30 protein-coding genes are annotated in these 25,529 nt (G+C 63.8%); 19 read left to right on the top strand and 11 right to left on the bottom strand.

All coding sequences use genetic code 11. The features are described from left to right. Positions 1-119: 119 nt before the first annotated feature. The 14 genes from coxB to DYZ14_RS21250 all read left to right on the top strand — a co-directional run bounded on the left by coxB (position 120) and on the right by DYZ14_RS21250 (position 11,094). The gene (coxB, locus tag DYZ14_RS21185; protein WP_154722565.1) at positions 120-1,004 is read left to right on the top strand and encodes a cytochrome c oxidase subunit II; all 885 of its coding nucleotides are present in this window, start codon (positions 120-122) and stop codon (positions 1,002-1,004) included. A 16-nt stretch (positions 1,005-1,020) separates the two neighbouring features. Then, entirely contained in the window at positions 1,021-2,703 is a 1,683-nt protein-coding gene (gene ctaD, locus DYZ14_RS21190) for a cytochrome c oxidase subunit I (protein ID WP_154722541.1), read from the top strand. Between the two features lie 96 nt (positions 2,704-2,799). Continuing rightward, positions 2,800-3,756 carry a heme o synthase gene (locus DYZ14_RS21195; RefSeq protein ID WP_154722542.1) on the top strand — a complete coding sequence of 319 codons (957 nt, stop codon included), beginning with the start codon at positions 2,800-2,802 and terminating at the stop codon, positions 3,754-3,756. Next, complete coding sequence (locus tag DYZ14_RS21200) at positions 3,756-3,893, top strand: hypothetical protein (protein WP_154722543.1); 138 nt, start codon at positions 3,756-3,758, stop codon at positions 3,891-3,893. The genes DYZ14_RS21195 and DYZ14_RS21200 overlap by 1 nt, the downstream gene beginning before the upstream one ends. 16 nt (positions 3,894-3,909) lie before the next feature. Further along, positions 3,910-4,518: a cytochrome c oxidase assembly protein gene (locus DYZ14_RS21205; RefSeq protein ID WP_154722544.1), complete on the top strand. Its 609-nt coding sequence runs from the start codon at positions 3,910-3,912 to the stop codon at positions 4,516-4,518. A 57-nt stretch (positions 4,519-4,575) separates the two neighbouring features. Beyond that, on the top strand, positions 4,576-5,451 hold the full coding sequence (locus tag DYZ14_RS21210) for a cytochrome c oxidase subunit 3 (protein ID WP_154722545.1): 876 nt from the start codon (positions 4,576-4,578) through the stop codon (positions 5,449-5,451). A gap of 181 nt (positions 5,452-5,632) precedes the next feature. Continuing rightward, on the top strand, positions 5,633-6,022 hold the full coding sequence (locus DYZ14_RS21215; RefSeq protein ID WP_154722546.1) for a DUF983 domain-containing protein: 390 nt from the start codon (positions 5,633-5,635) through the stop codon (positions 6,020-6,022). A gap of 52 nt (positions 6,023-6,074) precedes the next feature. Beyond that, positions 6,075-6,743, top strand: a complete 669-nt coding sequence (locus DYZ14_RS21220) for an SURF1 family protein (protein ID WP_154722566.1) — start codon at positions 6,075-6,077, stop codon at positions 6,741-6,743. A 90-nt stretch (positions 6,744-6,833) separates the two neighbouring features. After that, entirely contained in the window at positions 6,834-7,199 is a 366-nt protein-coding gene (locus DYZ14_RS21225) for a DUF1304 domain-containing protein (RefSeq protein WP_154722547.1), read from the top strand. Positions 7,200-7,201: 2 nt separating this feature from the next. Further along, the gene (gene ispH / locus DYZ14_RS21230; RefSeq protein ID WP_154722567.1) at positions 7,202-8,206 is read left to right on the top strand and encodes a 4-hydroxy-3-methylbut-2-enyl diphosphate reductase; all 1,005 of its coding nucleotides are present in this window, start codon (positions 7,202-7,204) and stop codon (positions 8,204-8,206) included. A 429-nt stretch (positions 8,207-8,635) separates the two neighbouring features. Further along, on the top strand, positions 8,636-9,070 hold the full coding sequence (locus tag DYZ14_RS21235) for a DsrE family protein (RefSeq protein ID WP_115670940.1): 435 nt from the start codon (positions 8,636-8,638) through the stop codon (positions 9,068-9,070). Between the two features lie 168 nt (positions 9,071-9,238). Beyond that, positions 9,239-10,204, top strand: a complete 966-nt coding sequence (locus DYZ14_RS21240; protein ID WP_154722548.1) for a homoserine kinase — start codon at positions 9,239-9,241, stop codon at positions 10,202-10,204. Continuing rightward, entirely contained in the window at positions 10,201-10,671 is a 471-nt protein-coding gene (rnhA, locus tag DYZ14_RS21245; protein ID WP_154722549.1) for a ribonuclease HI, read from the top strand. The genes DYZ14_RS21240 and rnhA overlap by 4 nt, the downstream gene beginning before the upstream one ends. A 114-nt stretch (positions 10,672-10,785) precedes the next feature. Next, positions 10,786-11,094, top strand: a complete 309-nt coding sequence (locus DYZ14_RS21250) for a Dabb family protein (protein WP_154722550.1) — start codon at positions 10,786-10,788, stop codon at positions 11,092-11,094. Between the two features lie 291 nt (positions 11,095-11,385). On the opposite strand, the gene DYZ14_RS21255 is transcribed toward DYZ14_RS21250, so the two are convergent. Then, positions 11,386-11,871: a peroxiredoxin gene (locus DYZ14_RS21255; RefSeq protein ID WP_115670947.1), complete on the bottom strand. Its 486-nt coding sequence runs from the start codon at positions 11,869-11,871 to the stop codon at positions 11,386-11,388. 69 nt (positions 11,872-11,940) lie between these two features. After that, positions 11,941-12,807 carry a protein-disulfide reductase DsbD domain-containing protein gene (locus DYZ14_RS21260; RefSeq protein WP_154722568.1) on the bottom strand — a complete coding sequence of 289 codons (867 nt, stop codon included), beginning with the start codon at positions 12,805-12,807 and terminating at the stop codon, positions 11,941-11,943. Between the two features lie 174 nt (positions 12,808-12,981). Here DYZ14_RS21260 and DYZ14_RS21265 point away from each other — a divergent pair, with 174 nt between their 5' ends. Then, a complete protein-coding gene (locus DYZ14_RS21265; RefSeq protein WP_154722551.1) occupies positions 12,982-13,587 on the top strand; it encodes a YqgE/AlgH family protein in 606 nt (201 codons plus the stop codon). Positions 13,588-13,638: 51 nt separating this feature from the next. Here DYZ14_RS21265 and DYZ14_RS21270 read toward each other — a convergent pair whose 3' ends face one another. From DYZ14_RS21270 to DYZ14_RS21290, 5 genes are all read right to left on the bottom strand, one after another. Further along, on the bottom strand, positions 13,639-16,485 hold the full coding sequence (locus tag DYZ14_RS21270; protein ID WP_232365625.1) for an EAL domain-containing protein: 2,847 nt from the start codon (positions 16,483-16,485) through the stop codon (positions 13,639-13,641). A 62-nt stretch (positions 16,486-16,547) separates the two neighbouring features. Then, complete coding sequence (locus DYZ14_RS21275; RefSeq protein WP_154722553.1) at positions 16,548-17,162, bottom strand: GNAT family N-acetyltransferase; 615 nt, start codon at positions 17,160-17,162, stop codon at positions 16,548-16,550. Between the two features lie 70 nt (positions 17,163-17,232). Further along, a complete protein-coding gene (locus DYZ14_RS21280) occupies positions 17,233-18,531 on the bottom strand; it encodes a M16 family metallopeptidase (protein WP_154722554.1) in 1,299 nt (432 codons plus the stop codon). A 21-nt stretch (positions 18,532-18,552) separates the two neighbouring features. Next, on the bottom strand, positions 18,553-19,950 hold the full coding sequence (thrC, locus tag DYZ14_RS21285) for a threonine synthase (protein ID WP_154722555.1): 1,398 nt from the start codon (positions 19,948-19,950) through the stop codon (positions 18,553-18,555). A gap of 51 nt (positions 19,951-20,001) precedes the next feature. Further along, positions 20,002-20,202: a hypothetical protein gene (locus DYZ14_RS21290; protein WP_154722556.1), complete on the bottom strand. Its 201-nt coding sequence runs from the start codon at positions 20,200-20,202 to the stop codon at positions 20,002-20,004. A gap of 65 nt (positions 20,203-20,267) precedes the next feature. Between DYZ14_RS21290 and DYZ14_RS21295 the strand changes: the two genes are divergently transcribed. Next, entirely contained in the window at positions 20,268-20,825 is a 558-nt protein-coding gene (locus DYZ14_RS21295; protein ID WP_154722557.1) for a hypothetical protein, read from the top strand. A 105-nt stretch (positions 20,826-20,930) separates the two neighbouring features. Beyond that, positions 20,931-21,848 carry a diacylglycerol/lipid kinase family protein gene (locus DYZ14_RS21300; RefSeq protein WP_154722558.1) on the top strand — a complete coding sequence of 306 codons (918 nt, stop codon included), beginning with the start codon at positions 20,931-20,933 and terminating at the stop codon, positions 21,846-21,848. A 39-nt stretch (positions 21,849-21,887) separates the two neighbouring features. Here the strand turns inward: DYZ14_RS21300 and DYZ14_RS21305 are convergent, their stop codons facing one another. The 4 genes from DYZ14_RS21305 to DYZ14_RS21320 form a co-directional block, all read right to left on the bottom strand. Continuing rightward, the gene (locus tag DYZ14_RS21305; RefSeq protein WP_154722559.1) at positions 21,888-22,577 is read right to left on the bottom strand and encodes an HAD family hydrolase; all 690 of its coding nucleotides are present in this window, start codon (positions 22,575-22,577) and stop codon (positions 21,888-21,890) included. 79 nt (positions 22,578-22,656) lie between these two features. After that, positions 22,657-23,238 carry a TetR/AcrR family transcriptional regulator gene (locus tag DYZ14_RS21310; RefSeq protein ID WP_154722560.1) on the bottom strand — a complete coding sequence of 194 codons (582 nt, stop codon included), beginning with the start codon at positions 23,236-23,238 and terminating at the stop codon, positions 22,657-22,659. After that, on the bottom strand, positions 23,235-23,582 hold the full coding sequence (locus tag DYZ14_RS21315; RefSeq protein WP_154722561.1) for a DMT family transporter: 348 nt from the start codon (positions 23,580-23,582) through the stop codon (positions 23,235-23,237). The genes DYZ14_RS21310 and DYZ14_RS21315 overlap by 4 nt, the downstream gene beginning before the upstream one ends. Positions 23,583-23,750: 168 nt before the next feature. Further along, positions 23,751-24,434 carry an ArsR/SmtB family transcription factor gene (locus DYZ14_RS21320; RefSeq protein ID WP_154722562.1) on the bottom strand — a complete coding sequence of 228 codons (684 nt, stop codon included), beginning with the start codon at positions 24,432-24,434 and terminating at the stop codon, positions 23,751-23,753. Positions 24,435-24,517: 83 nt separating this feature from the next. Here DYZ14_RS21320 and DYZ14_RS21325 point away from each other — a divergent pair, with 83 nt between their 5' ends. Beyond that, positions 24,518-24,847 carry an NIPSNAP family protein gene (locus tag DYZ14_RS21325; RefSeq protein ID WP_154722563.1) on the top strand — a complete coding sequence of 110 codons (330 nt, stop codon included), beginning with the start codon at positions 24,518-24,520 and terminating at the stop codon, positions 24,845-24,847. Continuing rightward, on the top strand, positions 24,844-25,188 hold the full coding sequence (locus DYZ14_RS21330; RefSeq protein WP_154722564.1) for an antibiotic biosynthesis monooxygenase family protein: 345 nt from the start codon (positions 24,844-24,846) through the stop codon (positions 25,186-25,188). Before DYZ14_RS21325 ends, DYZ14_RS21330 begins: the two co-directional genes overlap by 4 nt. Positions 25,189-25,529: the final 341 nt, after the last annotated feature.

Here is a 25,529-nt window from a genome sequence, read left to right on the forward strand (position 1 = left end):
GGGGGCATTTGGATCGGCGTATTGCGAATGCGGCCAATCTGTGATTTTAAACGCACATGATAGCATGAATTTTGCGTTCTGATTTGATGTGGATCAAACGCTTGGGGAGAGACATCGTGATGAAGAGAGCTTTTGCAGCATTGGCCGCCACGGCCTGTCTGCTTTTCGCTTCCGGCAGCCTCGCGGCCCAGCCGACCGAGTGGCAGATGGACTTGCAGCCGGCGGCGACGCCGATCATGGAGCAGATCCGCTGGTTCGAGAACTACACCCTGTGGTTCATCGTCCCGATCACGGTCTTCGTCCTGCTGTTGCTCGTTGTCGTGGCTGTGCGATTCCGCGCCGCCGCCAATCCTGTGCCGTCGAAGACCAGCCACAATACGGCGATCGAGATCGTCTGGACGGTGGCTCCGGTGCTCATCCTGCTGTTCTTCGCCATCCCGTCCTTCAACCTGCTCTCGGCACAGCTGACGCAGCCGGAAAATCCGGATGTGACGATCAAGGCCACCGCCACCCAGTGGCAGTGGAACTACGAATATTCCGGCGAGACCGAACTGTCCTTTGACAGCTACATGCTGAAGGAAGATGAGCGCGCTGCCGCCGGCAAGGAAGACAAGGCCGCTTATCCGCGCCTCCTCGCTGTCGACAACGAAATGGTCGTGCCGGTCGGCAAGTCTGTCCGCCTGCTCGTGACGGCGGCCCCGACCGACGTCATCCATGCCTTCGCCATGCCCGCCTTCGGCGTCAAGATCGATGCCGTGCCGGGTCGTCTGAACGAAACCTGGTTCAGGGCCGACCGCGAGGGTATGTTCTATGGCCAGTGTTCGGAACTCTGCGGCAAGGATCATGCCTACATGCCGATCGCCATCCGCGTCGTCTCCGAGGAGCGCTATGCAGCCTGGCTGCAGGCCGCGGCCTCCGACCTGGAAGGCGCCAACCGGGCCCTGATGGCCGCCGTCGACGGTGCGGACGCGTCCGTGCAGCTCGCCGAAAACGTATCGAACTAAGGAAGAGGATCGGACAATGGCTGGACCTGTTGCCCACGACGATCACGCCCACGGTCAAGGCGCGCATCACGACAATCATGACCATAAGCTCGGCTTCTTTACCCGTTGGTTCTTCTCGACCAACCACAAGGACATCGGCACCCTCTACCTGATCTTCGCGATCTTCGCCGGCCTCATCGGCGGCGCGCTCTCCGTTGCCATGCGCATGGAGCTGCAGGAGCCTGGCATCCAGATCTTCCACGGCCTGGCCTCGATCGTCTACGGCTTCGAGGGCGATGCTGCCATCGACGGCGGCAAGCACATGTTCAACGTGTTCACCACCGCGCATGCGCTCATCATGATCTTCTTCATGGTCATGCCGGCGCTGATCGGCGGCTTTGCCAACTGGATGATCCCGATCATGATCGGTGCTCCGGACATGGCCTTCCCGCGCCTCAACAACATTTCCTTCTGGCTGGTCATTCCGGCCTTCCTGCTGCTGGTGCTGTCGATGTTCGTCGAAGGCCCGTCCGGCGCCTATGGTGTCGGTGGCGGCTGGACGCTCTATCCGCCGCTCGCGACCTCCGGCCAGCCCGGCCCGGCGGTGGATCTCGCGATCTTCGCGATCCACATCTCGGGTGCGTCGTCGATCCTCGGTGCGATCAACTTCATCACCACCATCCTCAACATGCGCGCTCCGGGCATGACGCTGCACAAGATGCCGCTGTTCGCCTGGGCCGTTCTGGTCACCGCCTTCCTGTTGCTGCTCTCGCTGCCGGTTCTGGCAGGCGGCATCACCATGCTTCTGACCGACCGCAACTTCGGTACGACCTTCTTCGCACCGGAAGGTGGCGGCGACCCGATCCTGTTCCAGCACCTGTTCTGGTTCTTCGGTCACCCGGAAGTCTACATCCTGATCCTGCCCGGCTTCGGCATCATCAGCCACATCGTCTCGACCTTCTCCAAGAAGCCGGTCTTCGGCTACCTGGGCATGGCCTATGCCATGGTCGCGATCGGCGCCGTCGGCTTCATCGTCTGGGCGCACCACATGTACACGGTCGGCCTGTCGCTCGCCGCGCAGCGCTACTTCCTGTTCGCCACCATGGTCATCGCGGTGCCGACCGGCATCAAGATCTTCTCGTGGATCGCGACGATGTGGGGCGGTTCGCTGACCTTCCGCACGCCAATGGTCTGGGCGATCGGCTTCATCTTCCTGTTCACCGTCGGTGGTGTCACCGGCGTCCAGCTGGCCAATGCCGGTCTCGACCGCTCGTTGCACGACACCTATTACGTGGTGGCTCACTTCCACTACGTCCTGTCGCTCGGCGCCGTCTTCGCCATCTTTGCTGCCTGGTACTACTGGTTCCCGAAGATGACCGGCTACATGTACTCGGAATTCCTCGGCAAGCTGCACTTCTGGGTGATGTTCATCGGCGTCAACATGGTGTTCTTCCCGCAGCACTTCCTCGGCTTGGCCGGCATGCCGCGTCGCTACATCGACTATCCGGACGCCTTTGCCGGCTGGAACTATGTGTCTTCGATCGGCTCCTACATCTCGGCCTTCGCCGTGCTGATCTTCCTGGTCGGCGTGTTCGAAGCCTTCGCCAAGAAGCGCATCGCCGGCAACAATCCCTGGGGTGAGGGCGCAACCACGCTCGAATGGCAGCTGTCGTCGCCGCCGCCGTTCCACCAGTGGGAACAGCTGCCGCGCATCAAGTAAGCGGCGGGCCTGGCCTCAACGCATTGCGGGTGCCGCGCCTTTCCACGGGCGCGCGCGGCACCCGACAACAACAAGAACGAGCATGGGACGGAGACAATGACGGTTATCGATGATCGCGACATCGCGGGGCTCGAAGGCGAAATTCGCCTTTCGGAAGCCGGCGCGCGCGATTTCTTCGCGCTCCTGAAGCCGCGCGTCATGTCGCTCGTCGTCTTCACCGCCTTTGCCGGCCTGATGCTGGCCCCCGGCGACATCAATCCCGTTCTCGGCTTCATCGCCATCCTCTGCATAGCGGTCGGCGCCGGCGCCTCCGGTGCGCTCAACATGTGGTATGATGCCGATATCGACGCCGTCATGAGCCGCACCGCCACGCGCCCCATTCCCGCCGGCCGCATCGCGCCCACCGAGGCGCTCGCCTTCGGCCTGGTCCTGTCGGTGTTCTCGGTGTCGATCCTCGGCCTCACCGTCAACTGGTTCTCGGCCGGCCTGCTCGCCTTCACCATCTTCTTCTATGCCGTCGTCTACACGATGTGGCTGAAGCGCTCGACCCCGCAGAACATCGTCATCGGCGGCGCTGCCGGCGCATTCCCGCCCATGGTCGGCTGGGCCTGCGTCACCGGCGGCGTATCGCTCGACAGCATCGTGCTGTTCCTGATCATCTTCCTGTGGACGCCGGCCCATTTCTGGGCGCTGGCGCTGTTCAAGATGCGCGACTACGGCTCCGTCGGCGTGCCCATGCTGCCGAATGTCTCGGGCGAGCGCGTCACCAAGCACCAGATCACGCTCTATGCGGTGCTGACCGCGATCACCGCCGTCATTCCGGCCTTCACCGGCCTTGCCTCGCTCTACTACGGCGCCTTTGCCGGCGCGCTCGGCGTCTATCTCGTCATCTGTTCCGTCGCCGTCTGGCGGATGCCGGACGGCGACGAGAAGATGGTGCCGGCCAAGAAGCTGTTCGGCTATTCGATCGTGTATCTCTTCGCGATCTTCTCGGCCCTTTTGGTCGATCACTACGTCGCCACGCTTGCGACGCTATTCGGAGGTGCTGCCTGATGGAAACCATCAAGCTCAACGATGCGCAGAAGAAATCGCGCCGCGGTCGCAATATCGCGCTCGGCGTGGTGCTGGCCGCATTGGTCGCCATTTTCTATGTCGTGACGCTGATCAAGTTCGGCGCCGTGGGCAATTGACGGCGGGGAGGCGATCATGGCGACGACGGGCAACGAAATGAAGGCGGCACCGCGCGGCAATGCGAGGATCCTGGTTGCCTGCGTCGTGTTCGTCGGCTGCATGCTGGGCGTCTCCTTCGCGTCGGTTCCGCTCTATCGGCTGTTCTGCCAGGTGACCGGCTACAACGGGACGACGCAGCGCGTCGACCAGGTTTCCGACGTGGTGCTCGACAAGTCGATCAAGGTCACCTTCGACGCCAATGTCTCGTCCGGCCTGAACTGGGATTTCAAGCCGGTCGACCGCTCCATCACGCCGAAGATCGGCGAGACGGTCCAGATCAGTTACACCGCGACCAACCGTTCTTCGGTCGCGACCTCTGGCCAGGCCATCTTCAACGTCACGCCGATGGAAGCGGCGGCCTATTTCAACAAGGTCGAGTGCTTCTGCTTTACCGAGACCGAACTGAAACCCGGCGAAAGCCTGGAAATGCCGGTGGTCTTCTTCATCGATCCGGCCATTACCGAGGCCGCCGAGACGAAGGACATCGGGACGATTACGCTGTCCTACACCTTCTATCCGCATGAGGAGGAGAAGCCTGTGGCCTCGCTGCCGCAGCAGGGTGACAAGGGACAGCCGAAACTGTGAGAGGAGGGGTCCGGTGCGCCGGGCTCTAAGGAAATTTGACATTCGGGGATTGCTGACATGGCCGAAGCGCATCAGAAGAATCACGACTACCACATCATCGATCCAAGCCCGTGGCCGCTTCTGGCCTCGATCGGCGCGTTTCTCCTCACCTTCGGCGGTGTTGGCTACATGCGCTACCTCAACGGCGGCTCCTTCGAGATGTTCGGTCTCGAACTGGCCAATCCTTGGGTCTTCTTTATCGGCCTGGCGATCGTCCTCTACACGATGATCGGCTGGTGGGCCGACACCATCAAGGAAGCCCATGAAGGCGCCCATACCCGCGTGGTGTCGCTGCACCTGCGCTATGGCATGATCATGTTCATTGCTTCCGAAGTGATGTTCTTCCTCGCCTGGTTCTGGGCTTTCTTCGATGCCAGCCTGTTCGCCAATGAGGCGATCCAGGCAAGCCGCGTCGAATTCACCGGTGGCCAGTGGCCGCCGCAGGGCGTCGAGGTCCTCGATCCGTGGCACCTGCCGCTCTACAACACCATCATCCTGCTTCTGTCGGGGACGACGCTGACCTGGGCCCACCATGCGCTCCTGCATGACGACCGCAAGGGACTGGTCAATGGCCTCGCCCTCACCGTCGTGCTCGGCATCATCTTCTCGGGCGTTCAGGCCTATGAATACGCCCATGCGCCCTTCGGCTTCAAGGAAAGCATCTACGGCGCCACCTTCTACATGGCGACCGGCTTCCATGGTTTCCACGTGCTGATCGGCACGATCTTCCTGATCGTCTGCCTGCTGCGCGCGATGAAGGGCGACTTCACGCCGAAGCAGCATTTCGGCCTGGAGGCGGCTGCCTGGTACTGGCACTTCGTCGACGTGGTCTGGCTGTTCCTGTTCTTCACCATCTATGTCTGGGGTGGTTGGGGCGCACCGCTCGCCCACTGATCGTGGCGACAGAAACGAAAAGGGCGGCATCTCGAGGGTGCCGCCTTTTTTTATGGCACAATGATCGGCGACGATCGGAACCAAGCCCGGCATTTGCGGTTTGCCGCTCGCGGCGTATAAGCCAAGGGCAATGGATCACGGCTATGGCGAGAGAAGCCGGCGTCAAGACGGAAGGATGATCATGAACGAGGACAAAGCCCATTTCGCTCCGGTCGATCCGGTCAAGGCGGGGTTCTCTGCGTCCTGCCCGCGCTGCGGCCAGGGGCGCCTGTTCGAAGGTTTTTCCACCATCAAGCCAGGCTGCAGCAATTGCGGGCTGGATTATTCCTTCGCCGATTCGGGCGACGGCCCGGCGATCTTCGTCATCCTGCTGGCCGACTTCCTCGTCGTCGGGCTGGCGGTCTGGACCGAACTCACCTACCAGCCGCCGGTCTGGCTGCATTTCGTCCTGTTCGGCCCGTTGGCGATCATCGTCTCGCTCTGGCTCCTGCGCACCATCAAGGCGCTGTTGATCGCCCTGCAATACAGGAACAAGGCCTCCCAGGGGACGATCGACCGTGGCAGAGGCTAAGCGGCGCGGCCATGTCCGCCTGGTCCTGACCGTCGCGGCGGTCGCCGTCGCGATGGCGATCCTGCTGTCGCTCGGCACCTGGCAGGTGAAGCGCCTTTACTGGAAGGAAGCACTGATCGCCGACATCGAGGAGCGCCGCAACGCAGCGCCACTGGAACTCGCCGGCATTCAGGCGATCCTGGCGAAGGGCGGTGATGTCGACTACCGGGCCGCGGAGGCTAGGGGCACCTACCTCAACGACAAGGAACGCCATTTCCTCGCGACCTTCCGCGGACGCGCCGGCTTTTACGTCTATACGCCGCTCGAACTTGGCGATGGCCGCTACTTGTTCGTCAATCGCGGCTTCGTGCCCTACGAACTGAAGGAACCGGCGAAGCGCCCCGAAGGATTGCTGGAGGGTCCACAGACGGTGGAGGGCCTGGCCCGCGCCCGCTTGAGCGAAAAGCCGTCCTCCATTGTGCCGGACAATGACGAAGGCCAGAACATCTTCTACTGGAAGGATCTCGACCGCATGGCCGCGAGCACCGGTCTGCCGGCCGAAAAGGTCCTGCCCTTCTTCCTCGATGCCGACGCGACGCCCGTGCCCGGCGGCATGCCGGAGGGCGGCGTGACCGAGATCGCCTTGCCGAACAGCCACCTGCAATATGCGATCACCTGGTACGGCTTGGCGCTCGCGCTGGCCGGCGTTGTTCTTTACGGCGTTTTTCGACGTAAGACCTGACCCCGGCGAACGGGGGAGGGATCTCGGCGGCATCGCCTTTCCTGTGTCCGGTGCTGTGTAGAGCACCCGGCGCGCACCATGGAGACACTGATGAAACTCTTTGCCGATCTGCCGGTCGCCCTTGTGGCGCTGGAGCATGTCTATATCCTGGTACTGGAGATGTTCCTGTGGACCAGGCCCGCCGGCCTGAAGGCCTTCGGCATGAAGCCGCAGCAAGCCGAAGCGACCAAGGTGCTCGCCGCCAATCAGGGCCTCTATAACGGCTTCCTGGCGCTCGGCCTGTTCTGGGCGCTAGCCCAGCCGAACCCCGATTTCGCCTTCCAGCTGAAGCTGTTTTTCCTTGGCTGCGTCTTCGTCGCCGGCCTATATGGAAGCGTGACGGCCTCGCGGAAGATCCTCTACATCCAGGCGCTTCCCGCCGTGCTCGCCCTGATTATGATATTGCTGGCTGGCTGATGATGAATGAGACTGTGTCCCGACCGCCCCTGACGATCCGCCTCTGCGGCCCGCGCGGCTTCTGCGCCGGCGTCGACCGCGCCATCCAGATCGTCGTCCTGGCGCTGAAAGGTTTTGGTGCGCCGGTCTATGTCCGCCACGAGATCGTCCACAATCGCTATGTGGTCGAAGGGCTGGAGGCGAAAGGCGCGGTCTTCGTCGAGGAACTGGACGAGATTCCCGCCGAGCACCGCGAAAAGCCGGTGGTCTTTTCCGCCCATGGCGTGCCGAAATCCGTGCCGGAGGATGCCAGGGCCCGCAATCTCTTCTATCTCGACGCGACCTGCCCGCTGGTCTCCAAGGTCCACAAGCAGGCCATGCGCCACCAGCGCCTCGGCCGCCATGTCGTCTTGATCGGCCATGCCGGCCATCCGGAGGTGATCGGCACCATGGGTCAGTTGCCGGAAGGTTCCGTATCGCTGATCGAGACGATCGAGGATGCCGATCGCTACGAGCCGGTCGATGCCGACAATCTCGGCTACGTCACGCAAACCACGCTCTCGGTCGACGACACTGCAGGAGTCATCCAGCGGCTGCAGGAACGCTTCCCCAACCTGACCGCGCCATCGGCCGACAGCATCTGCTACGCGACCACCAACCGCCAGGAGGCGGTCAAGCAGGCGGCTCCCGGCTGCGACCTCTTCATCATCGTCGGCGCACCCAATTCGTCCAACTCCAAGCGCCTCGTCGAAGTGGCGCTGAAGGCCGGCGCCAAACGCTCGCTGCTTGTGCAACGTGCCGAGGAGATCGACTGGGACGACATCGGCCCGATCGGCACGCTCGGCCTCTCCGCCGGCGCCTCCGCCCCGGAAGTGATCGTCAACGAAATCATCGAGGCCTTCAAGGCCCGCTACGACGCGACCATCGAGCTTGCCGAGTTCTCGATCGAGAACGAGCACTTCCTCGTCAACCGCGAACTGCGCGACATCGAACTCACCCACGCCGACATGGCCTGGGTGAATGGGTGAGGAACGGTCGGGCGTGCAAAGCACGCCCGAGCAATCGATCCAGTGAATCGATTGCAGTGACGAACGCCCGGAGCCTAAGGCGACGGGCCGGGATACGTTTCTGCATATTCCCGTTCGGCGTAGCCGGAAAAACGATCCAGCGAATCGTTTTTAGCAACGAACGCCCGGAGCCCAAAGCGACGGGCCGGGGTACGGTGCGGCGCATTTAAACCGACGGCGAAGCCGGAAAAACAATCCAGCATTCCATTGCAGTGACGAACGCCCTGAGCCCTGGCGAAGCGCCGTCGGGGCGGCAGGGGGAGGCCGGGCAAGGATCACACTCTCGCGCGTTTCACAGCCGCAATGTCCCGATATTCCGTCTTGTCTTCACATTCATATAAGCGCATGTTTCTATGTGCGACTATCGTCTAACCTCGGGAGGAGAGGAATATGAAATATCGCATTTTGGCCGCAGCAGTGGGGGCCTTGCTCTTATCGGCAAACGTGGGTGGCGCCACGGAACGAAACAAACTGGCAATCCACGTCGACCAGAGCGATCCCGCTGTCATGGGGCTCGTACTCAACAATGCGTTGAATGCCAAGAATGCCTTTGCCGCAAAGGGGGAGGAGATTTCGATCGAGATTGTCGCCTATGGGCCGGGTGTCGAAATGTACACCGCCAACAGCCCGGTCAAGGATCGTATCGCCGTGATGTCGCTGGAGAATCCTGAAATTCAGTTCTCTGCCTGTGGCAACACGCTGGCGGCGATGAAGAAAAGCGCCGGACACGAGATCGAGCTTTTGTCCGAGGCGGAGATAGTCCCTTCGGGTGTGGTTAGGCTGATGGAACTCCAGGCTGACGGCTACGCCTATCTGAGACCCTAGATTAAAATAGCCGGTCGCGCCGTTGCGCGGCTGGCACTGGTGCTCAGGCGCCGGTTTCTTCGATTCCCACATCGCTTTTTCCCCTCGGCACTGGCACTCCGTTTTCCCCCGCTGTATGGCTTGCGCTATCATCGGCGGAACAGTGAACGCAGCGCGGGATTTTTTGACGTGGCAGTCTATACCGACATTAACGAGGTCGACCTCAAGGCCTTTCTCCAGCAGTATGACGCCGGTGAACTCCTGTCCTACAAGGGCATTGCCGAAGGGGTCGAGAACTCCAATTTCCTGCTGCATACGTCGAAGGCGCCCCTGATCCTGACGCTTTACGAAAAGCGCGTCGAGAAGAACGACCTGCCGTTCTTCCTCGGCCTCATGCACCATCTCGCCGATCGCGGCCTGTCCTGCCCGCTGCCGCTGCCGCGCAAGGATGGCGCCCTTCTGGGGGAGCTTTCCGGCCGCCCGGCGGCGTTGATTTCCTTCCTGGAGGGCATGTGGCTGCGCAAGCCCGAGGCGAAGCACTGCCGCGAAGTGGGCCGCGCGCTGGCCGCCATGCATGTGGCCGGCGAAGGCTTCGACCTCAAGCGCCCGAACGCTTTGTCGCTCGACGGCTGGAAGACGCTGTGGGCGAAGTCCAGGGACCGCGCCGACGAGGTCGAGACCGGGCTCGAAGCCGAGATCGGCGACGAACTGGCCTTCCTGGCGGCACACTGGCCGGCGGACCTGCCCGCGGGCGTCATCCATGCCGACCTTTTTCCCGACAACGTCTTCTTTCTCGGCGACGAGCTGTCCGGCCTGATCGACTTCTATTTCGCCTGCAACGACTTCCTCGTCTACGATCTGTCGATCTGCCTCAATGCCTGGTGTTTCGAGAAGGACGGCGCCTATAACATCACCAAGGGCATGGCGATGATCGAGGGCTACCAGTCGGTGCGTCCGCTTTCCAAGGCCGAGATCGAAGCCCTGCCCATCCTGTCGCGCGGTTCGGCGCTGCGCTTCTTCCTGACCCGCCTCTACGACTGGCTGACGACGCCGGCAGGCGCCCTGGTGGTGAAGAAGGACCCGCTCGAATATCTGAAGAAATTGCGCTTCCACCAGAAGGTGGCGACCAGCGCCGAATACGGGCTCAAACCATGAAGCATGTCGATATCTACACCGATGGCGCCTGTTCGGGAAATCCCGGTCCGGGCGGCTGGGGCGCCGTCCTGCGCTATGGCGAGACGGAAAAGGAACTGTTCGGCGGCGAGGCCGATACGACGAACAACCGCATGGAACTGATGGCGGCGATCACGGCACTGAATGCGCTGAAGACCCCGTGCGAGATCGACCTCTACACCGACAGCAAATATGTGATGGACGGCATCTCGAAGTGGATCTTCGGCTGGAAGAAGAACGGTTGGAGGACGGCCGACAAGAAGCCCGTCAAGAATGGCGAACTCTGGCAACAACTCGACGCCGCCAACCAGAGCCACAAGGTCAAGTGGCACTGGGTCAAGGGCCATGCCGGCCACCCGGAAAACGAGCGCGCCGACGAACTCGCCCGCAAGGGCATGGAACCCTTCAAGAAGCCCAATCTGGGCAAGGCGCTGCTGCAGGGCAGGTGAGGGCTTCCCGTAGACTTCGCCGCGCGTGAAGCCCTGCGTCGCTTTCCCGTCTTGCCATCTCGACCGTTGGCCCTATCCTGCGCCGGCAAAAGACCACACAGGGAGAGAGACGTCATGATCCAGCACTGCGTATTCCTGCGCTTCAAGGCGGCGACGTCGGAGGCCGAAAAGCAGGCGATCTATGAAGGCATTGCCGCCCTGAAGGCCGTGGTCCCGGGCATGCTGGAGGTCAAGTTCGGGCCGAATATCTCGCCCGAGGGCCTGAACGGCGGCTATCTCGACGGTTTCATCATCACCTTCGAGGACGCCATGGTGCGTGACTATTACCTCAAGCATCCCGACCACGTCGTGGTCGGCGACCGCATCGTCAAGGCGACCGACGGGGGGCTTTCCGGCGTGCTCGTGTTCGACATGGAAATCTGAAACGGTGAAGGCGGCGGATCACTCCGCTTCGGGCTGCCTGCCTCTTCTCCCCAGCGGGGAGAAGTCCCGAGCGCCCTTCGACAGGCTCAGGACGAGGCGATGAGGGGGCCAAGTGCGCCAAGCCTGGTAAGCTTCGCTCCCCTCATCCGGCGCTGCGCGCCACCTTCTCCCCGCTGGGGAGAAGACGTACGCGAATGCTTTGCCCGCAAGCCAGTCGGCCGTCGCTGACGGCCGCGAACCGGCTGGAATGACCTCGTCCCAATGTCCTATCTAGTAGAACCTGTTCGGACCTCAGAGCTGCTCGATCATCGCTGCGGCCGCCGAGACGGTTGCCTGGCCGGGGTTCTCCTCGACGTTGAGCGACTTCACCACGCCGTCCTCGACCAGCATGGAATAGCGCTTGGAGCGCACGCCGAGGCCGCCGGCCGACAGGTCGGCATCGAGGCCGATCGCCTTGGTGAAGGCCGCGTTCCAGTCGGCGAGGAAGTGGATCTTGCCCATGCCGCCGCTCTGCTCGGCCCACGCGCCCATGACGTGCCAGTCGTTGACCGAAATCACCGCAATGTCGTCGACGCCGCGGCCAAGGATCGCGTCGCGGTTTTCCAGATAGCCGGGAAGGTGGTTCAGCGTGCAGGTCGGGGTAAACGCCCCCGGCACGGCAAACAGCACGACGCGCTTGCCCTTGAACAGGTCGTCGGTCGAAAGCTCGACGGCGCCGTCCGCCGTCTTTTCCTTGAATGTGGCCTGGGGCAGGCGTTCGCCGATTGCGATGGTCATCAAATCCTCCTCGCTGGTTTCGGTCGTGCCGGGCTCGGCTCGCCGTCAGTCGCGGAATATAGATTGACGCTAGTCAAAGGCAAGGGTGGTTTCCATGGCGCGCCCGCCGGCCTTGACCAGCACGCCCCAGCTCTTGCCGTGGATGTCGTACTTGCGAGGCAACCCGCTGATCGGCAGGACGATGGACAGCGCATTGCCCTCAAGCCGACGCTCGCGTTCCTTGAAGAACACATGGCCGCTCGGTCCGGTGACGAAGATCTCGGCCTCGTCCTGCCGTGTCGCCTCGGGCACGGTCACGGTGAGCGAGAGTTCCTTGCCGTCGGCGGACAAGGCATGCGAGCGGACCGCAAAGTCCGGGGACGGCGGTTCCGGCAGGCTCTCGCGCGCTGCGGCAACCAGTGCGGTTTCCGCCGCATCGGCCGTTTCGCTGAGCGTCAGCGACAGCTGGAATTCGGCCTGGAAGGGGATGCAGATATTGCGGCACAGGCCGATGAACACCGAGGCCTTCAGCTCGCCGGAGGAGGGGCGGCCATCGGCTGGCCCGGAAAGCGTCAAGGGCAGGGTCACCGGGCCGTCATAGCCGATGTCGCGCAGATCGCCGCTGTCGATCAACTTCGGCACCGGATAGGAAACTTCGGTCAGCGTATAGCCGGTGTCCGGCGCAAGTGTGATCGAGGGCGGTATGCCGGCATCGCCCGGCTCGCGCCAATAGGTGATCCAGCCGGGCGCCGGTTCGATCTGCAGGGCGCCGGCCCGCCTGCCATGTTCATCGGCCGGCAGCACCACCAGCCGCATGCGTCCGCCCTCGTTTACCGCCCAGTCGCTCGTTTCCGCACGCGCCGCGCCAATCGCGCCGGGCAGGGCGCCGGATATGGCGAGCGTCAGCGCGGTCAGCGCGAGGCACAGCCGGGAAAGTCTGGTGGGCACGATGAACATCATGGACGAGCCGTTTAGAGCAAGCCTTGTCGCTTCACCAGTCACGCTTGCGAGACCGGGATCATTTTTAGTTGATTGATTGCTGATCCTGCCCCATCTTTCTTAGGCATACGGGATCAGCGCCCGGCCGTCCGGTCTGGAACCGGCGCCCGTCAGGGCCAGTGGAGGTGGAGTATGGCTTTCTCGACACTGAAGAAGCATCGTGAACGGGGCTTCCTCGACGGTCAGCTTCTGATCGCCATGCCGGGAATGGCCGATGGCAATTTCGCTCGCGCGGTCGTCTATATCTGCGCCCACTCGCCGGCCGGTGCCATGGGTTTCATCATCAACCGCAAGCAGCCGGTGACGTTCGCCGACGTGCTGCTGCATCTCGGCCTGATCGACAAGACCGATGCGATCATGCTGCCGCAGCATGCCCGGGACTTCCCCATCCAGAGCGGCGGGCCGGTCGAGACCGGGCGCGGTTTCGTGCTGCACAGCGACGACTACACCAGCGACAGCAGCATTCCGGTGAGCGATGACATTTCGCTGACGGCGACCGTCGATATCGTCCGCGCCATTTCCGAGGGTCGCAGCCCGCGCCGCGCCACCATGCTGCTCGGCTATGCCGGCTGGGGGCCGGGCCAGCTCGAGTTCGAACTGGCCAATAATGGCTGGCTTAATTGCCCGGCAACCGAGGACCTGATCTTCGACCGCGCGCTCGACAACAAATATGACCGGGCGCTTGCCCTGATGGGCGTCAGCCCCGCCATGCTGTCGATGGAAGCCGGCCACGCCTGAGTAGAGGTCATTATAGGCGGGCGCATCCGTGCCCGCCGGTGATCCTTGATCTCAAGCCCGCTTGGTCAGCGGAAAGCGCTCCTTCAGCAGCCGCTGCACCGAGTCCGCGCCGAGCGGTGCGCCGAACAGATAGCTCTGGCCGAAATCGCAGCCGAGCTTGCCCAGTTCCTCGGCATCCGCATCGCTTTCGATGCCTTCCGCGACTACCTGCATTTCCAGCCCGCAAGCCATGGCGATCACCGATTTCAGCAGCACGGCGCGCTTGTCGGACCGGTCGTTGACCAGCGCCTTGTCGAGTTTGATCGTGTCGAAGGGGAAGCGGGTTAGGTAGGCGAGCGAGGAATAGCCGGTGCCGAAGTCGTCGAGCGCCAGCGAGATGCCGGTCTCCTTCAGCTTGGCCAGAACCAGGCGCGCCTGTTCCGGGTTCTCCATCACCACGCTCTCGGTCAGTTCCAGCTTGATCCGGTGCGGGTCGCACTGTGTCTTGGTCAGCAGGGCGCGGACGTCGTTGTAGAGTTCGCTCGACAGGAGCTGGGCACTCGACAGGTTGACCGAGACGAAGACCGGGATCTCGCCCGTCTGTCGCTCCCACTCCATCAGGTCGCTGGTCGCCCGTTCGAGCGCGAACATGCCGAGCGGTTCGATCAGGTCCGATGTCTCGGCGATCGGGATGAATTCCGAAGGGGATACATTGCCGCGCTTGGGATGGTCCCAGCGCATCAGCGCCTCGAAGCCGGCGACTTCGCCGTCGCCCAGCCGTACGATCGGCTGGTAGACCATCGACAGTTCCTTGCGCTCGATGGCACGGCGCAGGTCGGTCTCGAGTTGAAGCCGGTCGGTGCCTGCACCGCGGAAGGCGGGGCGGAAGGGTTCTACCCGGTTTCCGCCCGCCCGCTTGGCGCGGTACATGGCAAGTTCGGCGTCGGACAAAAGTCCGGCCGCGTTCTCCTGCTGGTCGACCCAGGAGACGAGGCCGATCGAGGCGGTCAGGATGATCTCGCGATTGGCGAAATTGAGCGGCACCATGATTGCCTTCGACACGGCATCGGCAAAGTCGGCGATCTTGGCAGGATCGCGTTCCGACACGAGGATCAGGCCGAACTCGTCGCCGGAAAGCCGAGCCAGCGTGTCCTGCGGCTTCATCAGGCGGCGCAGGCGGCGCGTCAGTGCGATCAGGATGTTGTCGCCGGCGGCGATGCCGAGGCTGTCGTTCACCTGCTTGTAGCGGTCGATGTCGATCGCCATCACGGTCGGACGCACCGTCTCCGTGCCGTTCGCCAGCGTCAGCACCGATTGCAGCCGGTCAAGGAAGACCTCGCGATTGGGCAGGCCGGTCAAGTTGTCGTGCATGGCGTCGGCCAACAGCCGGTCGATCGAGTTCTTCTGCTCGGTGACATCGATGATCGTGCCGACGCAGCGGATGACCTCGCCGTTCGAGCCGAGCACGGGACGGGCGCGGATCTTCAGCCAATGGAAGTGGCCGTCTTCGGCGCGGATGCGGAATTCGTGGTTGAGGCGACCCTTGCGGTGTTCGAGCAGCACGTCGAGCGTGGCGCGGAAGCGGTCGCGGTCGTCGGGATGGAGCCTCGGCAGCCAGTTGCGCGCCGGGCCGTGCATGGTGCCCGGCGACAGGCCGAGACGTAGCGAAATGTCGGGGGAGGTTACCACCCGGTCACGGGCCACGTCCCAGTCCCAGACCGTATCGCCGGAACCGGTCAGCGCCAGAGACTGGCGCTCGAGGTCGGAAAACAGGCCCTGCTGGTAGGCCCCGCCGGCAAAGGCGTGCTGCATGACGGTGAAGCCGATCAGAAGCACGATCAGCACCAGCCCGCCGCCGAGCGCCGGCTGGATGATGTCGTTGTCGAGCTGCCCCGTCACCGTCAACCAGCCACCGAACAGCCAGACGAGGATCAGCGCCCAGGTCGGGATCAAAAGGATGGCGCGGTCGTAACGATTGAATCCGAGATAGAAGATCAGAACGATGCCGGCCGTCGCGGTCAGCGCAAACGACAGGCGGGCAATGCCGGCGGCGATCGAAGGATCGTAGATCGCCACGCCGAACAGGAGCGCCAGGCCGAGGATCCAGGCGAAGGTGGCGTAGCCGAGATGCACGTGCCAGCGATTGAGATTGAGATAGGTGAAGAGGAAGATGACGAGGCTCGAAGCCAGCACCACTTCCGCGCCCGCCCGCCACATGCGCTGGTCGCCGGCGGTGATGCTGATCAGCTTTTCCAGGAAGCCGAAGTCGACGCAGATATAGGCGAGCACCGCCCAGGCCAGCGCCGCCGCCGCCGGCAGCATCGACGTGCCCTTGACCACGAACAGGATCGTCAGGAACACCGCCAGCAGGCCGGCAATGCCGAGCACGATTCCACGATAGAGCGTGAAGGCGTTCACCGTGTCCTTGTAGGCGTCCGGCTCCCACAGATAGATCTGCGGCAGGCTGGGGGTCGAAAGCTCGGCGACGAAGGTGATGACGGAGCCGGGATTGAGGGTGATTCGGAACACGTCGGCATCCGGGCTCGGCACGCGGTCAAGCGCAAAGCCTTCCGACGGCGTGATCGAGATGATGCGCTGCGAGCCGAGGTCGGGCCAGAACATGCGCGAACCGGCGAGGCGGAAATGCGGGGCGACGATGACGCGCTCCAGCTGTTCCTCCGAGACGTTGGCGAGCGCGAACACCGCCCAGTCGCCCTGATGCGCCGGCGAGGAGGCGCGCACCTCGATGCGGCGGCGAATGCCGTCGGCACCGGCGGCGGTCGATACCTGGAAGGCATTGCCCTGGTTGGTGTAGATCTCGGTCGTGGCGGTCAGGTCGAGCGCGGTGTCGTCGCGGGCGATCTTCACGGGTTCCGCGGCCAGCGCCACCGAGGAGAAAAGCGCGACGAACGCAAGCATCGCCGTGGCCAGCGCAGCCGCCAGCCAGGGGCCGGCCACCGCTTGCCTGTTCCGGTCAAACGTCATGAGTTCTCTTTGTTCCCGTTCCCCGCGGCACGGTCGCTCAATCGCGATAGCATCGCATGGTCGCGCCATTTCCCGTCGATTTTCAGATATTCCCGCAAGAGACCTTCCCGCTGAAAGCCGGCCTTCTCGAGGAGCCGGATGCTTTTTTCGTTGTCTGGAATACAGGCTGCTTCGATCCGGTGCAACTCGAGCACCCTGAAGATATAGGGAATTGCCAGTTGAAGTGCGGCAAACATATGACCTTTGCCGGCATGTCGTTCGCCCATCCAGTATCCGATCATGCAGCTTTGTGATGCGCCGCGCCGGATGAGGCCGATGGTGAGCCCGCCGAGCAGGACCTGGTCTGTCTGGGAAAACAGCAGGAAGGGAACGGCGAGCCCGGATTGGAACTCCTGGCCGTTGCGCACGACGCGGGCGCGAAAGGCGCGCTCGGTCAACTCGTCGCTTCGCCAGGTCGGCTCCCAGGGTTGCAGGAAGGCGCGGCTGTCGCGGCGAAGCGCGTGCCACTGCTCGAAGTCGTCATAGCGCGGCAGCCGCAGCCGGTGCGATGCGCTGTTCAGGTCCGGTGTTTCCGGCTGCCGCGACAGAAACCGAAAGACCGAACGTGTCATCGAACCCCCCGAAAGCCTCGGCCGGCGGGCGCTGCCCGCTGGCGGAATCTGATGCAATCCCGGCGCGTCGTCAGCCGGCGGCCTTAAGCGAAGCGGTCGATCCGGCCGAAAGCGCGCCCGAAATCTCGTGCATCGGGGCCAGGTGCTCGAGCGGTCCGATCGCCGACAGCGTCGGCGTCGTCTCGAAGAACAGCCTCCCGGCAAGATCGGTCAGGCGTTCCGGCGTGATGCCGGCGAGCCGTTCCATCATTTCCTGGTTGGAGATGGGGCGGCCGTAGAGCATCATCTGGCGGGCGATCTGGCCGGCCCGGGCCGCCGGGCTTTCCTGGCCCATCAGGAGCTGGGCGCGCACCTGGGCGCGCGACCGGTCGATTTCCTGCACGTCGATCCTCTGCGAAGCCTTGCGCAGTTCGTCGATGATCACCGGCACCAGTTCGGGCAGGTTCTCTCCGCCGGTTGCCGCATGGATGCCGAAGATGCCGCTGTCGGAAAAGCCCCAGTGGAAGGCATAGATCGAATAGCACAGGCCACGGATCTCGCGCACTTCCTGGAACAGCCGCGAGGACATGCCGCCGCCAAGGATGTTGGCGAGGATCTGCGAGGCATAGAAGTCGCGCGCGTGATAGGCGCGGCCCTCGAAGCCGATCAGCACCTGCGCGTCCATCAGGTCGCGCTCCTCGCGGGCTTCCCCGCCGGTATAGCGGGCCGCCTCGGCGATCGGGCTGACCTCCGGCTTGGTCTTGAGCGAGGAGAAGCGGTCTTCCACCTGGCGGACGAAGGCGTCGTGATCGACGGCCCCGGCCGCCACGACGAACATCCGGTCGGTCGTGTAGTTGCGGTCGAGATAGGCCCGGATTTCCGCGCTTGAGAAGGACTGGACGGTTTCCGGCGTTCCGAGGATCGGCCGGCCGAGCGGCTGGCCGGCATAGGCGAGTTCGGAAAAGCGGTCGAACACCACGTCGTCCGGCGTATCGTTGGCCGCGCCGATCTCCTGCAGGATGACGTGCTTCTCGCGGCCGAGTTCGTCCTCGTCGAAGACGGAATCTGTCAGAATGTCGGCGAGGATGTCGACCGCGAGCGGAACGTCGTCCTTCAAGATGCGCGCATAATAGGACGTCGTCTCGGTCGAGGTCGCGGCATTGAGCTCGCCCCCGACATTCTCGATTTCCTCGGCGATCTGCCGAGCGCTGCGCTTGTGGGTTCCCTTGAAGGCCATGTGTTCGAGCAGATGGGCGATGCCGTGCTCGCCCTCCATCTCGTCGCGGGCCCCCGATTTGATCCAGGTTCCGAGCGCCACGCTTTCGAGATGCGGCATGGTCTCGGTTACGACCGTCAGCCCGGAGGGCAGCCGGGTACACTCAACACTCATCGATCTGTCTTTCTGCACTTCTTATTTTTCCCGTCGGGCATGCGCGCCGACGAAGGTTTCGACGGCTTTGAGCTCGGCGTCCAGGATGTCGAAGCGCTCCTCCCTGTTCATCAGGTCAGCAAGCCACGCCGGAAGCGCGGGGTCAATACCGCATGCCGATTTTACCGCGGCCGGGAATTTCGCCGGATGGGCGGTGGCAAGCGTCACCATCGGGCTCGACGGCTTCTCGAACTTCTGCGCGACGAAGACCCCGACGGCGGTGTGCGGATCGAGCAGGTAGCCGGTCTCGGCCAGCGTATCGCGAATGGTCGAGGCCACCTGCTTCTCGCTGGCGCGGCCGGCGCGGAACTCCTTGCGGATCGCCTTCAGCGCGCCCGGCTTGATCTCGAAGCCGCCGGACTGCTTGAGGCTTTCCATCGCCGCGCGGATGGCGCTGTCGTCGCGGTCATAGGCCTCGAACAGCAGGCGTTCGAAGTTCGACGAGATCTGGATGTCCATCGACGGCGAGGTGGTGGTCGAGACGCCGCGCATCTCGTAGCGGCCGGTCTTCAGCGTGCGGGCGAGAATGTCGTTCTCGTTGGTGGCGATCACCAGCCTGTCGATCGGAAGCCCCATCTTCTTGGCGACGTAGCCGGCGAAAATATCGCCGAAATTGCCGGTCGGCACGGTGAAGGAGACCTTGCGGTCCGGGCTGCCGAGCGAGATCGCGGCGGTGAAATAATATACCACCTGCGCCATGATGCGCGCCCAGTTGATCGAGTTGACGCCGGAGATCTGCAGGCGATCGCGGAAGTCGATGTCGTTGAACATCGCCTTCACCAGGTTCTGGCAATCGTCGAAATTACCCTTGATGGCGAGCGCGTGGACGTTCTCGGCCTTCGAGGTGGTCATCTGCCGCTGCTGGACGGGCGAAACCTTCTCATGCGGGAAAAGGATGAACACGTCGGTGCGGGCGCGGCCGGCAAAGGCGTCGATGGCCGCGCCACCGGTATCACCCGAGGTGGCGCCGACGATGGTCGCCCGTTCGCCGCGCTGGGCGAGCGCATGGTCCATCAGCCGTGCGAGCAACTGCATGGCGACGTCCTTGAAGGCGAGCGTCGTGCCGTGGAACAGTTCCAGGATGAAGGAATTCGGTCCGGTCTGGATGAGCGGGGCGACGGCCGGATGGCGGAAGGTGGCATAGGCCTCGTCGATCATGGCGCGGAACAGGTCGGCCTCGATCTCGCCGCCGGTAAACCGGTAGAGCACCTCGAAGGCGATCTCCTGGTAGCTCTTGCCGCGCAGCGCCCGGATTTCCTTCTTCGTCATGTGCGGCCACTTGCGCGGCACGTAGAGGCCGCCGTCGCGGGCAAGCCCGGCGAGAAGTGCGTCACAGAAACCGAGGCTTTTTGCCTCTCCGCGGGTCGAGATGTAGTCCACGATGCTTGTCCTTGGTCTTGAAGAAGGAAGGCCTGTCCGGGGCCCGGAGGCTTACGCCATTCCGGGCGTGGTTACGGGTCTTTTCATGCCGGCGATGGGGGGCGGGATATTCAAACCCATCAGCAGCGGGTCGCCGCCGAGGGGCTCGCCCGGTGCATGGATGGCCCGCAGCCGTTGAAAATTAAACCAAAACACCGGCGACCCAATCGATTTTTTACAGCGCCGCTGGTATAGACCATCGACAAGGGGCATGAAAAGGCCTCAATTCGAATGGCTTCTGGCTTATCGAAGCCTGCATTGCGGAAGGTTGGAGTATCGTGTCTGTGAACGTATCGCGCGGGATCTTGGCCGCGTCCTTGTTGATGCTTCTTTCCGGCTGCAATGCCGGCAATCCGGGAGGCGTTCTCGGTTCGGCCGCCGACAAGCCGGCAGCGACGCCGGCAGTCAACGCGGCGGCAGCCGTTCAGGGCTTCTGCCCGCCGATCACGCTTCGCGACGGCACGGCCTACCATCGGGTCTACGCCAAGGGCGCCAAGGACGATCCGGCCAAGGTCGTCTACCAGGCCTCGCTGGCCGATACGACACGTTCGTGCACGCGCTCGGAAACCACGCTGACTATCACCGCCATGGTTCAGGGCAGGCTGGTGGCCGGCCCCGAGGGCAAGCCGGGACAGTTCAATCTGCCGATCCGGGTAGCCGTGACGGAAGGCGAGAAAGTCGTCTTTTCCGAACTGACCCAATTCCCGGTCACCATGACCGATGTCGCCCAGGCGACCCAGTTCGTCTTCACCAAGGACGTGACCGTGCCCGGCGAGATCGGCGGTCTCACCAAGGTTCACATCGGTTTTGACGAAGGACCGACGAAGAAGAAGTAATCAGCAAGGGGAAGCGATCGCGGACGCCGCGTTTCATCAGGCGAACAGCGCCGTGAAACGCGCCTGTCTCCGTCGTCGCTGACACCCGAATGCCGGGGGGCAAGGGTGAAAATCGGCGTCATCAGGAATCCCGTCTCGGGCGGCCGTTCCGGCCGCGCGCGATGGCGGGGCATCAGTATTGCATTGGCCACGCATTTCGGCGAGCGCGAGGTTCGCGAAACCGCGCGCAGCGGTGACGCCGCACGATTGGCGATCGAACTGGTCGAGGCGGGGTGCGACCTCATCATCGCCGTCGGTGGCGACGGCACGATCGGCGACGTGGTCGACGGCCTGATGCGATCGGCGAGGCCGGGTACGGCATTTTCCTTCATCCCCACCGGTACGGGATGCGATTTCGCCCGCAACTTCGCTCTGCCGCGCGATCCGGAGGCCCTGGTCCGCCGGATCGCGGAGGCGCCGGTGCGCCGGATCGACGTCGCGCGCCTGACCGGTCCTTCCCTCGGCGGGCAAGAGGAGGCGCGGCACTTCGCCAACATCGCCAGCGTCGGCGTTTCAGGCCGCATCGTTCAGGCCGTCAACGGTCGTGGCCGGCGCGTGGCGAGCGGCTCTCTGCGTTTCTTTCTGTGCTCGGTGCGTGAGATCCTGCGCTACCGGCCCGAAACGGTGCGGGTGACTGTCGACGGGGAAGAAATATTCAAGGGGCCGGTGACGGTTGCGGCGGTCGCCAACGGCGCCTGGTTCGGCGGCGGCATGCATGTCGTGCCCTTCGCCGATCTGGCCGACGGCCTGCTCGACATCGGCATCCTGCGCGGCGCAAGCAAGATGGGGGTGCTCGGCATACTGGCGCGCCTCTACTCCGCCTCGCATGTCGGCCACCCGCTAATCAGTTTCCATCGCGGCCGGGTCATCGACATCGAGCCGCTCGGCGATCGGCCTGTGTCGATCGAGGCGGATGGCGAGGCGCTGGCCTTCGACCGGCTGCGCGTCGAGGTCATGCCTTCGGCGCTCAGCCTGAAGATCTGAACGCCCGGCCTCGCCGGGGTCGCGGGGCTGCCATTCGTTTCAGAATACGCCGGCCCATTCCTCCATGGCGGCAATCACCGCCGGCAGGTCCACCATGCGCGAGATTACCGTCTCGGCGCCGGCGTCCGTCAGCCGGTCGGCATGCGACGGATAGGTGTGCGAGGCGCCGGTAAAGCCGATCACCCGCATGCCGGCGGCGCGCGCCGCATGCACCCCGTGCACCGAATCCTCGATGACCACGACCTTGTCCGGCGAAACGCCGAACTTGGCCGCGCCATGCAGGAAGATGTCCGGCTTCGGCTTGACCCGGTCGGCGCCGAGATCCTTGGCCGAAAAGATGTGCGGCGCAAAGAAGTCCTTGAGGCCGACCTTGGTCAGCATCATGTCGAGCCGCTCGGCCGAAGAATTGGAGCAGATGCACCGCGGTCCCTTGATCCGGGCGAGTGCGAACTGAATGCCCTCGATGATCTTCACCTCGCGGGCGAGGCGCTGGTCGACCAGCTTTTCCGACTTGTCGAGCAGGCTTGCCGAAAGCGGAATGTCGACCTCCCGCTCGACGGCAAGCAGGATGTTCTTCCAGGTCATGCCGGCGAAGCGTTCGCCCATTTCCTCGACCGAGATGGGATAGCCGGCCTCGGCGAGCAGCTTGGATTCGACCTTGGCCGCAATGATTTCGGAATCGACGAGCACGCCGTCGCAATCGAAGATGGTGAGGTCGAAACCGCTCATGGAAAGATCCGTCTTGTCGTCCTGGGAAGGCGCTTCCCCTACACGAGGCGGCGGCAAAGAACAATCGCCAAGTCGATGCTCACACGGCGGGCACGGCCATTCCCGAGGCGAGCGACAGCAAATGGGATCTGAGGCCGGTCAGGTCGCGTCGCGGGCCGGTGTCCGGCTGCAAGAGGTCGGCGAGCCACACTCCGTCGGCCGCGAGCCGGACGATTTCGAGCATCGGAGCGCCGTCCGTTCCGCGATGGTCCGAAAGCCGGGCTTCCAGCCAGTCCGACCACAGCTGGCGGAGCGCCGGCTCGGCAATCAGCGAAACAGACAAGGCGGCCCAGGGGCTTCGCAGGCCGAGTTCGTGATCGGCGAAGGCGGCGCGCACATAGGCGCGCGTGAAGCGGCCATAGGCTTCCTCATCCGCTGTCATGTAGCCGTCGATCTCACGGCCGAGTTCCGCCAGCAGATCGGCAAATACCGCCTCGATGAGGATCTGCTTGCTGGCGAAATGATGCAGCAGCCCGCCCTTGGTCACGCCCGCGGCGTCCGCGACGGCCTGCAGTGTGACGGCGGAAAGGCCGTTCTCGACAGCCAGCGTCGCTGCGCAGTCGAGCAGGGCGCGGCGCACCTGTTCGGGCTGCTTCTTGCGGCTGTAGGCATTGTCGCTCATCCGTGCGCGACCGCACTGGAAAACGTGTTCATCACCACGACGCCGGCGACGATCATGCCGATGCCGATGAGGGCCGGCATGTCGAGCGTCTGCTTGAACAGGGTGACGCTGATGATCGCGGTCAGGATGATACCGAGCCCGCCCCACATGGCATAGGCAATCCCGAGCGGCATGCCTTTCAAGGCCTGCGACAGAAGGTAGAACGAGACGATATAGAGCCCGACCATGGCAGCCGTCGGCCAGGGCCGGGTGAACTGCGCCGATTGCTGGAGAAAGGCGGTGCCGGCCACTTCACAGACGATGGCGCCGGCCAGCGAGCCGTAGGCGAGAAGTACGGGGTTCATCAGGGTTTCTTTCCGAAAACGGACAATTGTTCAGAAAGATACCGTATGGTCGGTATCTTCGCAAGGGGCGTATCGGCCGAGGCCGCCCGACACTGCTGACGCGGCGCTACACCGGGACGGTGTCCCTGATTCCTGCGACAGTCGTCCGGATCGATCAGGCTGGTCCTGTCACGGCAGCGGGAACATCGCCGCAAACCGCCGCTCGCCCTCCGGCGAAAAGACGATCGCCCGGCTGCCGGCGGCGCGCCGCGCATGGCCGTGGTCGAGGAAGTGGGCGAGCAGCGCCTTGCCGAGTGCGCCGGAGAGATGGATGCGCCGCTCGCTCCAGTCGAGGCAGGCGCGGCAGAGCGGCCGGCGCTGCGCCTTGATGCCCGCAAGGTCGATGCCGTTGTCGCAGACCAGCGCCTCGCCGACGGGCGTCAGCTGCGGGTGCTCCTCCTCGCCGGCAATGGCACCTAGCCTTCGCAGGCTGTCGAGCATGCGCACGCCGTAATCGCCGGCGAGATGGTCGTAGCAGATCCTCGCCTTGCGCAGCGCCGGCTCCTTCGGCCCCGCCTTGTGGCGCACATGGCCGCGCGCGGCGGCAAAGCCCATCAGACCCTCGATCATGCGCCCGACAGCGGGGTCGGCCAGCGTGAAATAGCGGTGCCGGCCCTGCTTGCGCTGGGCCAGAAGCCCGCCTTCCTCGAGCTTGGCGAGATGCGAGCTGGCCGTCGGCAGGCCGATGCCGGCGGCGCCGGCAAGCTCGGTGGCGGTCAGCGCACGCCCGTCCATCAGCGCCAGCAGCATGTTGGCGCGGGCGGGATCGCCGATCAGGGCGGCGAGGCGGGCAATGTCGGGTCCTTCGCTCATGCTTCGATCGTAATCGAAGCATTGCCGTCGGGCAATATGCGAGGAGGGGGTATCAACTGGGTTACAGCATGAAAGGAAACTCCATGATCACCTGCGTCATCCGCTACGAGATCGACCCATTCGCCAAGGATGCCTTCACCACCTATGCCCGCAACTGGGGCGAGGCGATCCCGCGCTGCGGCGCCGATCTCGTCGGCTATTTCGCCCCGCATGAGGGCTCCGCCACCACGGCTTACGGCATCTACCACGTCAGGGATCTCGCAGCCTACGAAGCCTATCGCGCCCGGCTGGCCGCCGACCCGCTCGGCAAGGCCAATTACGAATTCGCCCGCAATGCCCGCTTCATCCTGAAGGAGGACCGGCTCTTCCTCAAGTGCGTCTCCGGGCTCCCTGCGCTCATGGTGCAGCCATGATCGCGGTCATCTTCGAGGTGACGCCTTATCTCGGCGAGCGGCACCGCTATCTCGACCTCGCCGGTGACCTGCGGGCCAGGCTCGAAACGATGGACGGTTTCATCTCCGTCGAGCGCTTCGAGAGCCTTACCGTGCGCGGCAAGTTACTCTCCCTGTCCTTCTGGCGCGACGAAGCCGCGGTGCGCCGCTGGCGCGAGACGGAGGAGCACCGCCAGGCGCAAATGGCCGGCCGCGGCGGCGTCTTCGCCGACTATCGCCTGCGGGTTGCCCATGTGCTGAGGGACTACGGGCTTCAAGAGCGGGAGGAGGCGCCGGAGGATAGTCGGGCGGTTCATGGGTGAGGCTCTTGTCTCCAAGTCGAATATCTGCGGCAGAGGGGAGGGTGTCCGTCTGAAGCTACCCCCTTTGGCCTGCCGGCCATCTCCCCCACAAGGGGGGAGAAGACCCGGGGCATCGCCTTGCTCATGCTGTGAAGCCGGCGGTGGGCGGCTAAGCCCCTCCCCCTTGTGGGGAGGGGACTCTTCCCGCTGGGAGGGGTTGGGGAGGGGAATCCTCCGACTCTGTGGGGAAAGGGAGACCTATCGGAGAAGGAGGGGAGACTTCCCGTGACGACCAGTAGGGGATCTTTGTCGTAGGATGGCAACGATTTCGTCCTGATCGACCCGACCCCAGCCTGCCCCGC

The sequence above is a fragment of the Ciceribacter sp. T2.26MG-112.2 genome, from assembly GCF_900492205.1.
Taxonomy (GTDB): domain Bacteria; phylum Pseudomonadota; class Alphaproteobacteria; order Rhizobiales; family Rhizobiaceae; genus Allorhizobium; species Allorhizobium naphthalenivorans_A.